This is a genomic window from Neisseria meningitidis, assembly GCF_022869645.1.
In the GTDB taxonomy this organism is placed as follows: Bacteria; Pseudomonadota; Gammaproteobacteria; order Burkholderiales; family Neisseriaceae; genus Neisseria; species Neisseria meningitidis.
This window is the reverse complement of record NZ_CP064367.1, coordinates 1345652-1360549: the sequence shown is the minus strand read 5'-3', so window position 1 is coordinate 1360549 and position 14898 is coordinate 1345652. Positions and strand designations below refer to the sequence as shown.

The following is a 14898-nucleotide window of genomic DNA, read 5'->3' as shown; positions in this document are numbered from 1 at the left end:
CCTTCAATTAAGCGATAACAGAAGAAACCACGCCGGCACCCACGGTACGGCCGCCTTCGCGAATCGCAAAGCGCAAACCTTCTTCCATAGCGATAGGCGCAATCAGTTCTACGGTGATGGTTACGTTCTCGCCCGGCATTACCATTTCCACACCTTCTTCCAAAGTAACCGCGCCGGTTACGTCGGTGGTACGGAAGTAGAATTGGGGACGGTAGTTGGCGAAGAACGGGGTATGGCGGCCGCCCTCTTCTTTGCTCAGTACGTATACTTCTGCTTTGAACTTGGTGTGAGGAGTGATTGTACCCGGTTTAGCCAATACTTGACCACGCTCTACGTCTTCACGTTTGGTACCGCGCAGCAATACGCCTACGTTGTCGCCTGCTTGACCTTCGTCCAGCAGTTTGCGGAACATTTCAACACCGGTACAAGTGGTTTTTTGAGTTTCTTTCAGACCGACGATTTCGATCTCGTCACCGACGTGGATGATACCGCGCTCTACACGACCGGTTACTACTGTACCACGACCGGAAATAGAGAATACGTCTTCGATAGGCAACAAGAAAGGTTTGTCCACGGCACGCTCGGGAGTCGGGATGTAGCTGTCCAATGCAGCAGCCAATTCGAAGATTTTTTCTTCGTAAGCGGCATCGCCTTCCAAGGCTTTCAGTGCGGAACCTTGTACGATCGGGCAGTCGTCGCCGGGGAAGTCGTAGCTGGACAGCAGGTCGCGGATTTCCATTTCAACCAGTTCCAACAGCTCGGCATCGTCGACCATGTCGCATTTGTTCATGAACACGATGATGTAAGGTACGCCTACTTGACGGGCCAGCAGGATGTGTTCGCGGGTTTGCGGCATAGGACCGTCGGCTGCGGAACATACCAGGATTGCACCGTCCATTTGTGCGGCGCCGGTAATCATGTTTTTAACGTAGTCGGCGTGCCCCGGACAGTCTACGTGTGCGTAGTGGCGGGTTTCGGTTTCGTATTCCACGTGCGAGGTGTTAATGGTAATACCGCGTGCTTTTTCTTCGGGTGCGTTGTCGATTTGGTCGTAAGCTTTTGCAGCACCGCCGAATTTTTTAGCCAAAATAGTAGTCAAAGCGGCAGTCAGGGTGGTTTTACCATGGTCAACGTGACCGATGGTGCCAACGTTTACGTGCGGTTTGCTACGTTCGAATTTTTCCTTAGCCATGAGCTAATTCCTTTACATTAAAGATCGATTAAAGAACAATGCCGTCTGAAAAATCATTTCAGCCTTTCGGACGGCCTATTTGCCTGATTAGCCTTTACGGGCTTCAGTTACAGCAGCAGCTATGTGGGCAGGAGCTTCAGAATATTTCTTGAACTCCATAGAGTAAGTAGCGCGGCCTTGGGTTGCAGAACGCAGGTCGGTCGAATAACCGAACATTTCTGCCAGAGGTACTTCGGCACGGACTTTTTTACCGCCGATACCGTCATCATCCATACCCAATACAACACCGCGACGGCGGTTCAAGTCGCCCATTACGTCGCCCATGTATTCTTCCGGGGTTTCCACTTCAACTGCCATAATCGGCTCAAGCAGGGCGGGAGATGCTTGACGCATACCTTCTTTAAACGCTTGAGAAGCAGCCAATTCAAATGCCAATTGGGAAGAGTCGACATCATGGTAAGAACCGAATACCAGACGGATACGTACGTCAACTACAGGATAGCCGGCAACGATACCGTTAGGCAACGTATCGCGGATACCTTTATCGACAGACGGAATAAATTCGCGAGGAATCACACCACCTTTAATTTCATCGATAAACTCGTAACCTTCACCACCCGGTTCCATAGGTTCCATTTCAATCACAACGTGACCGTATTGACCTTTACCACCGGATTGTTTTGCATGTTTGTATTCGGCTTTAACGGCTTTGCGGATAGTTTCACGGTAAGCCACTTGAGGCGCACCGATATTTGCTTCCACACCGAATTCGCGTTTCATACGGTCAACAATAATTTCCAAGTGCAGCTCACCCATACCGGAAATAATGGTTTGACCGGATTCTTCGTCTGTACGGACACGGAAAGAAGGGTCTTCTTTAGCCAAGCGGTTCAGGGCGATACCCATTTTCTCTTGGTCGGCTTTGGTTTTCGGCTCAACGGCAATATGGATTACCGGCTCGGGGAATTCCATACGTTCCAAGATAATCGGCGCGCTTTCCGCACACAAGGTTTCACCGGTAGTAACGTCTTTCAGACCAATAGCGGCTGCGATGTCGCCGGCGCGTACTTCTTCGATTTCAGTACGGTCTGCGGCAGTCATTTGTACCAAACGACCGATACGTTCGCGAGTGCCTTTTACGGAGTTCAATACGGTATCGCCGGATTTTACTACGCCTGAGTAAACGCGGATAAAGGTCAGCTGACCGACGTATTTGTCGTTCAACATTTTGAACGCCAATGCAGAGAATTTCTCTTCATCGCTGGCTTGACGGCTGTCGGCTTCCTCGGTATTCGGGTTGACACCTTGAACCGGAGGAATATCGGTAGGAGCTGGCAGCAATTCTACAACTGCGTCCAACATACGTTGAACACCTTTGTTTTTAAATGCAGAACCACACAGCATAGGCTGAATTTCGCCTGCCAAAGTACGTTGACGCAACGCGCCTACGATTTCTTCTTCGGTCAGCTCGTCGCCGCCTAAGTATTTGTCCATCAGTTCTTCGCTGGCTTCGGCTGCGGCTTCAATCATATTTTGACGCCATTCTTCGGCAGTTTCGACCAATTCGGCAGGAATATCGCCATAGGTAAAGGTTGTACCTTTATCGGCTTCATTCCAAATGATGGATTTCATTTTCAACAAATCAACCACACCGCTGAAGTTGTCTTCCGCACCAACCGGAATGACGATAGGTACAGGGTTTGCGCGCAAACGGGTTTTCATTTGCTCGACAACGCGGAAGAAGTTGGCACCCTGACGGTCCATTTTATTGACAAACGCCAAGCGCGGCACTTGGTATTTGTTGGCTTGCCGCCATACGGTTTCAGATTGGGGTTGAACACCGCCCACCGCGCAGTAAACCATTACCGCGCCGTCCAATACACGCATAGAACGCTCTACCTCTACGGTAAAGTCAACGTGTCCCGGGGTGTCGATGATGTTGAAGCGGTGCTCGGGGAATTGTTTCGCCATACCGGACCAGTAGGAAGTAACGGCAGCGGAGGTAATGGTAATACCGCGCTCTTGCTCTTGTTCCATGTAGTCGGTAGTAGCCGCACCGTCATGCACTTCGCCCAGCTTGTGGGTCAAACCGGTATAGAACAAAATACGTTCTGTCGTCGTGGTTTTACCCGCATCGATATGGGCGGAAATACCGATGTTACGGTACAGGCTGATCGGGGTCTTACGAGCCATTTTATTAGCCTTTCAAAATTAGAAACGGAAGTGAGAGAATGCTTTGTTGGCTTCAGCCATACGGTGTACTTCTTCACGTTTTTTCAACGCACCGCCACGGCCTTCGGACGCATCAATCAATTCGCCTGCCAAACGCAGGTCCATGGATTTCTCACCACGTTTGCGGGCCGCATCGCGAACCCAGCGCATTGCCAAAGCCAAACGGCGTGAAGGACGAACTTCAACAGGAACTTGGTAGTTTGCACCACCTACACGGCGGCTTTTCACTTCCACGATAGGTTTGGCGTTTGCAATGGCTTCGTTAAATACTTCGATTGCTACTTTGCCGGTTTTTTTCTCAATCTGTTCCAACGCACCGTAAACGATACGCTCGGCAACGGATTTTTTACCGTCAATCATCAATACGTTCATGAATTTGGTCAACTCGACGCTGCCGAATTTAGGATCTGGCAGTACGTCGCGCTTGGGGACTTCTCTACGTCTTGGCATTTTAATTTCCTTTAATCTATTCAGTCGGGTCTATTCCCATGAATACCCAATTGAGTATTCACTTACTCGGCCGTTGTTCAGCTTAGGCGGCCGACGTGCCTATTTAAGTCCCAGTAATTATTTAGGACGCTTAGCACCGTATTTGGAACGGGCTTGTTTACGGTCTTTAACACCTGCAGTATCCAAAGAACCGCGTACAGTGTGGTAACGCACACCTGGCAAGTCTTTTACACGACCGCCGCGAATCAATACGACACTGTGCTCTTGCAGGTTGTGGCCTTCGCCGCCGATGTATGAAATGACTTCAAAACCGTTGGTCAGGCGGACTTTACATACTTTACGCAATGCAGAGTTAGGTTTTTTAGGGGTAGTCGTGTATACACGGGTGCACACGCCGCGTTTTTGCGGGCAGGCTTCCAGTGCGGGCACTTTGTTTACGTACACGGGCTTTTGACGGCCTTTGCGTACCAATTGGTTGATAGTTGGCATATTTTCTCGTCCTGTTGAGTTAAATACTTGCCGACACCATGTCGGCAAGAGTGGAATTATATTTTTATTGCAAGTATACAGTCAAGCATAACGACAAGAAGAAAGATGATTTTCTTGTTTGCCGATAAATATTTACCGACATCCCTCACAATCAGTCGGACGGCTGGAGAAAATACTGTCAATACGTTTTTTCTATACTGACAAACCATTCCTTGCTGCTGCGCGAATAAAAGGCGGGCATATTGCTGTTGATCTTGTTGTAACGGAAATTTATTTGGGGTGTAAATCCTTTCCACGACAGTTTTTTATGCCATAAAGCCGCGCTCATCCGATGTTAATCGGCATTCCCATCCGGTCACCCCGAACATCGCCGCCTGCCGCGCTTTTAGGAACTTCAGACGGCATTGCATCGCGAACCGGCGGTACATCCTCGGCAAACGGCAGGAGGGCGAGGCTTTCCCCTTCAGACGGCATCGCAATCCGATTACCGACGTTAATCAGTTCGACAGGTACGCCGATATCCTCGGCAAACGTCGCCGAAGTCAGCAGGCAGCCTGCAAAAAAGAGATTTCTGGGTTTCATATTTATTTTTTAAAGGAAATGCCGTCTGAAGTTTCAGACGACATTTGTTTAAATGGAAAACATTAAGACGCTACTTTTTTGACCGCCGAAACCAACATCCTTGGCAAAGTTATTTTGGTCTCCGGACGTACCGACGACACCCGCCACCTCGTTGGTCTCCGGCCCGAAAATACCTAAGGAATAATCCACACGCCTCAAAATGACGAAAACGCTTGTTTTTGCCTTAATCGGACAAAGAAAAACCGCAAGCTTAAAGCTTGCGGTTTTGTATTGAATAAACGCGCCGAAGATTATTCATCCGTTACTTGGGTTTCAGCAGTCTCCTGCTCTACCCCTTGCCATTGCTGATGACGGCTGCGGTGATAAGTCAAACCGGTACCGGCAGGAATCAGGCGGCCGACGATGACGTTCTCTTTTAAACCGCGCAGTTCGTCTTGTTTGCCCATAATCGCGGCTTCGGTCAGAACACGGGTCGTTTCTTGGAACGATGCGGCAGAAATGAAACTGTCGGTGGACAGGGAGGCTTTGGTAATACCCAGCAATACGTTTTCGTAACGTGCCGGCTCTTTGCCTTCTTCCAAAGCTTTTTCATTGGCCGCCATCACATCGCCGCGTTCGACCTGCTCTCCGGTAATGAACCCGGTTTCGCCGGCATCCGCAATGTTCACACGGCGCAACATTTGACGGATGATGACTTCGATGTGTTTATCAGAAATCTTCACACCTTGCAGACGGTAAACCTCTTGCACCTCTTGGACAATGTAGCGTGCCAGTGCTTCGATACCTTGCAAACGCAGAATATCATGCGGATCAACAGCTCCGTCCACGATGGTTTCACCGCGGTTTACCACTTGACCGTCGTGTACCAGAATTTGTTTCTCTTTGGAAATCAAGGTCTCGTATGCTACACCGTCCACGTCAGTAACAATCAGACGTTGCTTGCCTTTGGTCTCTTTGCCGAAGGAAACGGTACCGGTAATTTCCGCCAACATACCGGCATCTTTCGGCACGCGTGCTTCAAACAATTCGGCAACGCGCGGCAGACCACCGGTAATGTCGCGGGTTTTGGAAGAGGCTTGCGGGATACGCGCCAATACGTCGCCTTTACCGATTTCCTGACCTTCGCGTACGGTAATCACCGCACCAACGGGGAATGCCATCGAAACCGGAGTGGACGTACCGGGAATACAGATTTCCACGCCGTTTTCGTCCAAGAGTTTCACAGTCGGACGCAGCAGTTTGGAAGCACTAGAGGAACGACGTTTACCGTCAATCACCACCAAAGTGGACAAACCGGTTACATCATCGGTTTGTTTGGCAACGGTAACGCCCTCTTCCACGTTTTCGAATTTCACCATACCTGCGTGTTCGGTAATCATCGGACGGGTATGCGGATCCCAGGTTGCCAAGGTTTGACCGGCTTTAATGGCCATACCGTCTTGTACCAGCAGGATGGCACCGTAAGGTACTTTGTGGCGTTCGCGTTCACGGCCGATATCGTCGTGAATCACGACTTCACAAGAACGGCCGATGACAACCAACTCGCCTTTGTTGTTGGCAACGTAGCGCATCTGGCTGCTGAATCGTGCCGTACCGTTGGATTTGGCTTCCACTTGGCTGGCTGCTGCCGCACGGGATGCCGCACCACCGATGTGGAACGTACGCATGGTCAACTGGGTACCCGGTTCGCCAATGGATTGTGCAGCAATCACACCGACTGCCTCACCGGCGTTAACCAGTTTGCCGCGTGCCAAGTCACGACCGTAACAGTGTGCACACAGGCCGTGACGGGTTTTACAAGTAATCGGCGTACGGACTTTGACTTCATCGACACCGGATTGGTCGATCATATCCACCAGTTTTTCAGTCAGCAACGTACCGGCTTCAACCAAGGTTTCGCCACTTGACGGATCGACAACGTCAGACGCGGTAACACGACCCAAAATACGATCGCGCAATGCTTCAATCACATCACCGCCTTGTACCACTGCCTTCATGACAAAGCCGTCTGAAGTACCGCAATCGTCTTCAACAACGACCAAATCTTGAGTTACGTCTACCAGACGACGAGTCAGGTAACCGGAGTTCGCGGTTTTCAATGCGGTATCCGCCAAACCCTTACGCGCACCGTGGGTCGCAATAAAGTATTGCAATACGGTCAGACCTTCACGGAAGTTTGAGGTAATCGGCGTTTCAATAATCGAGCCGTCAGGTTTTGCCATCAAGCCACGCATACCGGACAACTGTTTAATCTGAGCTGCAGAACCACGGGCACCGGAGTCCGCCATCATATAAATGGAGTTGAATGACTCTTGATCGACTTCGTTGCCGTCACGGTCGATAACTTTTTGTTTGGACAAGTTGTCCATCATCGCTTTAGCAATCTTATCGCCGGCACGACCCCAAATATCGACCACCTTGTTGTAGCGTTCGCCGTTGGTAACCAAACCTTGACGGTATTGGTCTTCGATTTCTTTAACCTCGGCATTGGCTTCAGCCAGCAAGGCCGCTTTTTCTTTTGGAATTTCCATATCGTCAACGGCAATGGAAATACCGCCTTTTGCCGCAAATCCGAAACCGGTGTACATCAGGTGGTCAGCAAAGATAACCGTATCGCGCAAGCCGCACAGGCGGAACGATGCGTTAATCAGTTTAGAAATTTCTTTTTTCTTCAACGCTTTGTTGACATATTCAAACGGCAGGCCTTTCGGCAGGATTTCGCTCAACAATGCACGGCCGACGGTTGTTTCGTAACGGTTAACGACAGGCTCAAACTCACCTGCTTCGTTTTTCACCCATTCGCGCAGACGTACGGTAATTTTCGTACCCAGTTCAACCTGTTTGGTATGGTATGCGCGATGCACTTCTTTCACATCGGCAAACAGGCTGCCCTCGCCTTTGGCATTGATACGGTCGCGGGTCATGTAGTACAGGCCCAATACGATGTCTTGGGAAGGTACGATAATCGGTTCGCCGTTGGCAGGAGACAATACGTTGTTTGAAGCCAGCATCAGCGTGCGTGCTTCCATTTGTGCTTCCAAGCTCAATGGAACGTGTACCGCCATTTGGTCGCCGTCAAAGTCGGCGTTGAACGCAGCACACACCAATGGGTGCAACTGAATCGCTTTACCTTCAATCAAGATAGGTTCGAACGCTTGAATACCCAAACGGTGCAGGGTCGGCGCACGGTTCAGCATAATCGGATGTTCGCGGATGACTTCTTCCAAGATGTCCCATACTTCCGGTACTTCTTGCTCTACCAATTTTTTCGCTGCTTTAACGGTAGAGGCCAAACCTTGTTTTTCCAATTTGTGGAAAATGAACGGTTTGAACAGTTCCAAAGCCATTTTTTTCGGCAAACCGCATTGGTGCAGACGCAGGTACGGGCCTACGGTAATCACGGAACGGCCGGAGTAGTCCACACGTTTGCCCAGCAGGTTTTGACGGAAGCGGCCACCCTTACCTTTAATCATGTCTGCCAATGATTTCAGCGGGCGTTTGTTGGCGCCGGTCATGGCTTTACCGCGACGGCCGTTATCCAACAGCGAGTCAACTGCTTCTTGCAACATACGTTTTTCGTTGCGGACGATGATGTCAGGAGCATGCAGTTCCAACAGACGTTTCAGACGGTTGTTACGGTTAATAACGCGGCGGTACAAATCGTTCAAATCGGAAGTGGCAAAACGACCACCATCCAATGGAACCAACGGACGCAAATCAGGCGGCAATACCGGCAGCACATCCATAATCATCCATTCCAGTTTCATACCGGAACGATGGAAAGCTTCCAATACTTTCAAGCGTTTGGCGATTTTTTTGATTTTGGTGTCGGAACCGGTCGATTCCAACTCTTGGCGCAGGATTTCGATTTCGCCCGCTACATTCAGGGTACGCAGCAATTCGCGGATACCTTCCGCACCCATTTTGGCATCGAAATCGTCGCCGTATTCGTCCAGCTTGTTGTAGTAATCGTCTTCAGTCAGCAATTGGCGGCGTTGCAGCGGAGTCATACCGGGATCGGTTACCACAAATGCTTCAAAGTACAATACGCGTTCGATATCGCGCAAAGTCATGTCTAACACCATACCCAAGCGGGAAGGCAGGGATTTTAAGAACCAAATATGTGCGACGGGCGCAGCCAATTCGATATGGCCCATGCGTTCGCGGCGCACTTTGGACAGGGTTACTTCCACGCCGCATTTTTCACAAGTTACACCTTTAAATTTCAAGCGTTTGTATTTTCCGCACAAGCATTCGTAGTCTTTGACCGGGCCAAAGATTTTGGCACAGAACAAACCGTCACGCTCAGGTTTGAACGTACGGTAGTTGATGGTTTCAGGTTTTTTGACTTCGCCATAAGACCATGAGCGGATGGTTTCGGGAGAGGCAATACCGATTTTGATGGCATCAAACTCTTCTTCCATGCCGGCAGTTTGCAACGGATTAAATAAGTTCAACAAATTCATTTTTGCTCCTTGAAGGAAGTATTTTTACCGCATGGCGGATTTTCGATATGGATAGAGGTACAGTGTTTTCAGACGGCATTTCGTTTTTAAACATTGTCGGCTGCCCCGCATACCTGCAGAACAGCTCCCCTTATGCCGTCTGAAACCCGTATCAGTAGCGTTCCAAATCGATATCCAAGCCCAGTGAGCGAATCTCTTTGACCAATACGTTGAAGGACTCGGGCATACCGGCATCGATTTTGTGTTCGCCTTTGACGATGTTTTCGTACATTTTGGTACGACCGTTCACGTCGTCAGACTTCACAGTCAACATCTCTTGCAGCGTGTATGCCGCGCCGTATGCTTCCAATGCCCAAACCTCCATCTCGCCGAAACGTTGGCCGCCGAACTGGGCTTTACCGCCCAAAGGCTGCTGGGTAACCAGACTGTACGGACCGGTAGAACGGGCGTGCATTTTTTCGTCAACCAAGTGGTGCAGTTTCAGATAGTGCATCACACCTACTGTAACCTTGCGGTCAAATGCTTCGCCTGAACGGCCGTCATACAGCGTGATTTGGGTTTTACTGTCGTTGAAGCCCAGTTTTTCAACCTCAGGATCGTCGCTCGGATAAGCCAAGTTCAGCATTTCGCGGATTTCAGACTCTTTCGCACCGTCGAATACAGGAGAGGCGAAAGATGCACCTTTGCGCAGGTTGGAGGCCAGTTCGATGATTTCTTCATCAGTCAGGGCATCCAAATCTTCTTTCTTACCGCTGCCGTTGTAGAGTCTGTTCAAGAACTCGCGCAACTCGCCTGCTTTGCGTTGCTCTTTCAGCATACGGTCGATACGCTCGCCGATACCTTTTGCTGCCCAACCCAAGTGAACTTCCAAAATCTGACCGATGTTCATACGGGAAGGTACGCCCAATGGGTTCAGTACGATGTCTACCGGACGGCCGTCCGCCATGTAAGGCATGTCTTCCACTGGCAGAATGCGCGATACCACGCCTTTGTTACCGTGGCGGCCCGCCATTTTGTCGCCGGCTTGCAGACGGCGTTTGATGGCGATAAAAACTTTCACCATTTTTTGTACGCCGGGTTGCAATTCGTCGCCTTGGGTCAGTTTTTTCTTCTTGATTTCGTATAACTCGTCCGCTTCTTCGCGTTTTTGTTGCAGGCTCACTTTAATCAGTTCCAACTGCTTGGCCAAATCTTCATCGGTCAGACGGATATCGAACCAATCGTGCCTGCTCGGCAGACCCGCCAAATATTCGGTAGTAATTTCGCTGCCTTTAGCCAGCTTCATCGGACCACCATTGGCTTTTTGACCCACAATCATACGTTCGATACGGTCGAATGCGTCGTTGTCGAAAATACGCAATTGGTCGTTCAAATCCAAACGGTAGCGTTTCAACTCGGAATCGATAATGGATTGGGCGCGTTTGTCGCGTTGAATACCTTCACGAGTGAAGACTTGAACGTCGATAACCGTACCGCTCATACCGGTAGGCATACGCAATGAAGTATCTTTTACGTCAGACGCTTTTTCGCCGAAGATGGCGCGCAACAGTTTTTCTTCCGGCGTCAGCTGGGTTTCGCCTTTAGGCGTTACTTTGCCTACCAACACATCGCCGGCTTCTACTTCTGCACCGATGTAAACGATACCGGATTCGTCCAAGCGGTTTTGCATACGCTCGGACAAGTTCGGAATATCGCGGGTAATGTCTTCCGCACCCAGCTTGGTATCGCGGGCAACGACATTCAATTCCTCAATGTGAATCGAAGTGTAACGATCATCCGCAGCCACTTTTTCTGAAATCAGAATCGAGTCTTCATAGTTGTAACCGTTCCATGGCATGAAGGCGATGGTCATGTTTTGACCCAAAGCCAATTCGCCCAAGTCGGTAGACGCACCGTCGGCCACCAAGTCGCCGCGTTGCAACACATCGCCGGCTTTGACGGCCGGACGTTGGTTGATGTTGGTAGATTGGTTGGAACGGGTGAATTTAACCAAGTTGTAAATATCGACACCCACTTCGCCAGCAGTCGCTTCATCATCATGAACACGAACGACGACGCGGTTGGCATCGACATACTCAACCACACCGCCTCGGCGGGCAACGATCGCAGTGGCAGAGTCAACGGCAACGGAACGCTCGATACCGGTACCGACCATCGGTTTTTCAGGACGCAGGCAAGGCACTGCCTGACGTTGCATGTTGGCACCCATCAATGCGCGGTTCGCGTCATCGTGTTCCAAGAACGGAATCAGGGATGCCGCAACGGATACCACCTGGCCGGTTGCCACGTCCATATATTGGACGCGGTCGGGCGTTGCCATAATGGTTTCGCCTTTTTCACGACAGGTAACCAAATCGCCAATCAGATTGCCATCTGAATCCAAATCGGCATTCGCCTGTGCAATCACATAGCGGCCTTCTTCGATGGCAGACAAGTAATCGATTTCCTCGGTTACTTTGCCGTCGATAACGCGGCGGTAAGGCGTTTCCAAGAAACCGTAATCATTGGTGCGCGCATAAACGGACAGTGAGTTGATCAAACCGATGTTCGGACCTTCAGGCGTTTCAATCGGACATACGCGGCCGTAGTGGGTCGGATGCACGTCCCGCACCTCAAATCCTGCACGTTCGCGGGTCAAACCGCCCGGACCCAATGCGGATACGCGGCGTTTATGGGTTACTTCAGACAAGGGATTGGTCTGATCCATAAACTGACTCAATTGGCTGGAGCCGAAGAATTCTTTAATAGCAGCAGAAACAGGTTTTGCATTAATCAAATCGTGCGGCATCAAGTTTTCTGATTCCGCCTGATTCAAACGTTCTTTTACGGCACGTTCCACACGGGCCAAACCGCTACGGAATTGGTTTTCAGTCAGCTCGCCTACCGAACGTACTCGGCGGTTGCCCAAGTGATCGATATCGTCCACTTCGCCATGGCCGTTACACAACTCGACCAAAGTCGCAATCGAGGCGACAATATCTTCGACGCTCAGGACATAACCGCCTTTGTCGGCAGCACCGGCAAACGTTTCGTTCAGCAGGCGGCCGTACCAAGAGTTTTGTTGGGCTTCGGACAGTTTTTGTTCGTATGTGCGCGTATTAAATTTCATACGGCCTACGCGGGACAAATCGTAGCTGTCTTCACTGAAGAACAAGCGGTTAAACAATTGCTCGACCGCCTCTTCAGTGGGCGGTTCGCCCGGACGCATCATACGGTAAATCGCAACACGCGCCGCCTGCCGGCCGGCAGTCTCATCCGTACGCAAGGTATTGGAGATATAAGCACCCTGATCCAACTCATTGATGTAAAGGGTCGTAATTTCTTTTACGCCGTTGATATCAAATTTGGCCAACAACTCTTCTGTAATTTCATCATTGGCAGAAGCCAATACCTCGCCGGTTTCCGAATCAATCAGGTCGGCAGCCAATGCTTTGCCCAGCAGGCTTTCTGGTTCTACATCCAAACGGGTCAGGCCTGCATTGGTAATATCACGGATATTTTTCGCAGTAATGCGCTTACCTTTGGCAACCAATACATTGCCTTCTTTATCCAAGATATCGACCTTGGCAGTTTCGCCTTTCAGACGGCCTGCGACCAAATCGGTTTGAACACCGTTTGAAGACAAATAGAACGTTTCTTTGTCGTAGAAAATATCCAAGATTTGCTCATTGTTGTAGCCCAAAGCCTTCAACAAAATCGTTACCGGCATTTTACGGCGGCGGTCGATACGGAAATACAGCAAATCTTTCGGATCAAATTCAAAATCCAACCATGAACCACGGTAGGGAATGATGCGGGCGGAGAATAACAATTTGCCGGAAGAGTGCGTCTTACCTTTGTCATGCTCGAAAAACACGCCGGGCGAACGGTGCAACTGGGAAACAATCACACGCTCTGTGCCGTTAATCACAAAAGAACCGCTCGGGGTCATCAACGGAATTTCGCCCATATACACTTCGTTTTCACGAACTTCTTTTACCGTCGGTTTAGATGCTTCCTTATCCAAAATCACCAAACGGATACGCGCGCGCAAGGGGGCTGCATAAGTGATTCCGCGCAACTGACATTCGGGAATATCGAACAAAGGCTCGCCCAATGTGTAATGCACAAACTCCAATCGCGCATAACCGTTATGGCTCACAATCGGGAAAATAGAATTAAATGCCGCCTGCAGACCGTCATCGGTACGTTTGTCAAAAGCATTTTCCAGCTGCAAAAACTTCGCATAAGAATCAATTTGGGTTGCCAGCAAGAAAGGAACTTCCAAAACATTTTCCCGCTTTGCAAAACTCTTACGGATACGTTTTTTCTCGGTAAACGAATAGCTCATATACACTCCGAAAAGTAATTTTCAATAATAGGCCGTCTGAAAGCAACGGCACGCATCAATCTGATGTTTACATTTATTTGCAATGATTTGATAAAAACTATGCAAATAAATGTAAACAATACTTAATGCTTATTTTAAGAAGCAAAATAAGGCTGGCAGAAAACTGCCAGCCTTCATAAGAAGCATCAAATTATTTGATTTCGACTTTAGCGCCGGCTTCTTCCAGTTGTTTTTGGATGTCTTCGGCTTCAGCTTTAGAAACACCCTCTTTAATGGTTTTAGGTGCACCGTCAACGATGTCTTTAGCTTCTTTCAGACCCAAACCGGTAATTGCACGGACAACTTTAATCACGCCGACTTTTTGATCACCGGCAGAAGCCAAAACGACATCAAATTCGGTTTTTTCTTCAGCATCGGCAGCACCGGCACCAGCAGGACCTGCAACTGCAACAGCAGCAGCAGAAACACCGAATTTTTCTTCAAAAGCTTTAACCAAGTCGTTCAATTCCATTACGGTCAAAGAACCAACTGCTTCCAAAATGTCTTCTTTAGTAATAGCCATGCTATTTTACTCCAAATATTGTATTAAAAAATAATTGATTAACAGAAACAAAATCGATTAAGCGGCTTCTTCGCCGGCTTTTTTCTCTGCCAAAGCAGCCAAACCGCGCGCAAAGCCCGATACAGGAGCTTGCATAACGAACAACAGTTTGGACAACAGCTCTTCGCGGCTCGGAATAGAAGCCAACTCAGCAACCTGAGCAGCATTCATTACTTCGCCATTGTAAGAACCGGCTTTAACGACAATTTTGTCATCTTTTTTCGCGAATTGGTGCAACACTTTAGCAGCAGCAACAGCATCTTCAGAAGCAGCGTAAACCAACGGACCAACCATTTGATCGGCCAATTCTGCAAATGAAGTACCTTGCACTGCACGACGAGCCAAAGTATTTTTCAGAACGCGCAAATAAACGCCTTCTTTACGTGCATTCGCACGAAGCTCAGTCATACTGGAAACACTGATACCGCGATATTCAGCGACTACGAGGGTTTGAGCATTAGCAATTGCCGCGCTAATTTCCTCGACCGCCACTTTCTTGGTTTCAATATTGAGACTCAAGGTCTACCTCCCACTGTTTATAAACAGGATACCAAAA

At 49.4% G+C, this 14898-nt stretch carries 9 protein-coding genes and 1 pseudogene; all 10 read right to left on the bottom strand.

Annotated features, from left to right (window positions below; all coding sequences use genetic code 11):
* Nucleotides 1–7: 7 nt before the first annotated feature.
* The 10 genes and pseudogenes from tuf to rplJ all read right to left on the bottom strand — a co-directional run bounded on the left by tuf (nt 8) and on the right by rplJ (nt 14861).
* Entirely contained in the window at nt 8–1192 is a 1185-nt protein-coding gene (tuf, locus tag IUJ45_RS06915; RefSeq protein ID WP_002215366.1) for an elongation factor Tu, read from the bottom strand.
* Between the two features lie 87 nt (nt 1193–1279).
* Nucleotides 1280–3385 (bottom strand): elongation factor G, encoded by a 2106-nt coding sequence (gene fusA / locus IUJ45_RS06910; RefSeq protein WP_002215392.1) that lies wholly within the window; start codon nt 3383–3385, stop codon nt 1280–1282.
* A gap of 18 nt (nt 3386–3403) precedes the next feature.
* Entirely contained in the window at nt 3404–3874 is a 471-nt protein-coding gene (gene rpsG, locus IUJ45_RS06905) for a 30S ribosomal protein S7 (protein WP_002215391.1), read from the bottom strand.
* A 117-nt stretch (nt 3875–3991) separates the two neighbouring features.
* A complete protein-coding gene (gene rpsL / locus IUJ45_RS06900) occupies nt 3992–4363 on the bottom strand; it encodes a 30S ribosomal protein S12 (RefSeq protein ID WP_002218431.1) in 372 nt (123 codons plus the stop codon).
* A 178-nt stretch (nt 4364–4541) separates the two neighbouring features.
* A pseudogene (locus tag IUJ45_RS11225) lies at nt 4542–4682 on the bottom strand (surface lipoprotein assembly modifier); the annotation flags it as partial.
* Nucleotides 4683–4687: 5 nt separating this feature from the next.
* The gene (locus IUJ45_RS06895) at nt 4688–4945 is read right to left on the bottom strand and encodes a hypothetical protein (protein WP_002221845.1); all 258 of its coding nucleotides are present in this window, start codon (nt 4943–4945) and stop codon (nt 4688–4690) included.
* Nucleotides 4946–5235: 290 nt separating this feature from the next.
* The gene (gene rpoC / locus IUJ45_RS06890) at nt 5236–9411 is read right to left on the bottom strand and encodes a DNA-directed RNA polymerase subunit beta' (protein ID WP_010981051.1); all 4176 of its coding nucleotides are present in this window, start codon (nt 9409–9411) and stop codon (nt 5236–5238) included.
* A gap of 151 nt (nt 9412–9562) precedes the next feature.
* Nucleotides 9563–13741: a DNA-directed RNA polymerase subunit beta gene (gene rpoB / locus IUJ45_RS06885; RefSeq protein ID WP_105182946.1), complete on the bottom strand. Its 4179-nt coding sequence runs from the start codon at nt 13739–13741 to the stop codon at nt 9563–9565.
* Between the two features lie 190 nt (nt 13742–13931).
* Nucleotides 13932–14303, bottom strand: coding sequence for a 50S ribosomal protein L7/L12 (gene rplL, locus IUJ45_RS06880; RefSeq protein ID WP_002215374.1), 372 nt, complete (start codon nt 14301–14303; stop codon nt 13932–13934).
* A 57-nt stretch (nt 14304–14360) separates the two neighbouring features.
* Nucleotides 14361–14861, bottom strand: coding sequence for a 50S ribosomal protein L10 (gene rplJ / locus IUJ45_RS06875; RefSeq protein WP_002215373.1), 501 nt, complete (start codon nt 14859–14861; stop codon nt 14361–14363).
* Nucleotides 14862–14898 lie beyond the last annotated feature (37 nt).

What these genes read in the sequence shown, in the direction of transcription:
- tuf (WP_002215366.1), bottom strand. Translation starts at nt 1,192, where the DNA reads ATGGCTAAGGAAAAATTCGAACGTAGCAAACCGCACGTAAACGTTGGC.
- fusA (WP_002215392.1), bottom strand. Translation starts at nt 3,385, where the DNA reads ATGGCTCGTAAGACCCCGATCAGCCTGTACCGTAACATCGGTATTTCC.
- rpsG (WP_002215391.1), bottom strand. Translation starts at nt 3,874, where the DNA reads ATGCCAAGACGTAGAGAAGTCCCCAAGCGCGACGTACTGCCAGATCCT.
- rpsL (WP_002218431.1), bottom strand. Translation starts at nt 4,363, where the DNA reads ATGCCAACTATCAACCAATTGGTACGCAAAGGCCGTCAAAAGCCCGTG.
- IUJ45_RS06895 (WP_002221845.1), bottom strand. Translation starts at nt 4,945, where the DNA reads ATGAAACCCAGAAATCTCTTTTTTGCAGGCTGCCTGCTGACTTCGGCG.
- rpoC (WP_010981051.1), bottom strand. Translation starts at nt 9,411, where the DNA reads ATGAATTTGTTGAACTTATTTAATCCGTTGCAAACTGCCGGCATGGAA.
- rpoB (WP_105182946.1), bottom strand. Translation starts at nt 13,741, where the DNA reads ATGAGCTATTCGTTTACCGAGAAAAAACGTATCCGTAAGAGTTTTGCA.
- rplL (WP_002215374.1), bottom strand. Translation starts at nt 14,303, where the DNA reads ATGGCTATTACTAAAGAAGACATTTTGGAAGCAGTTGGTTCTTTGACC.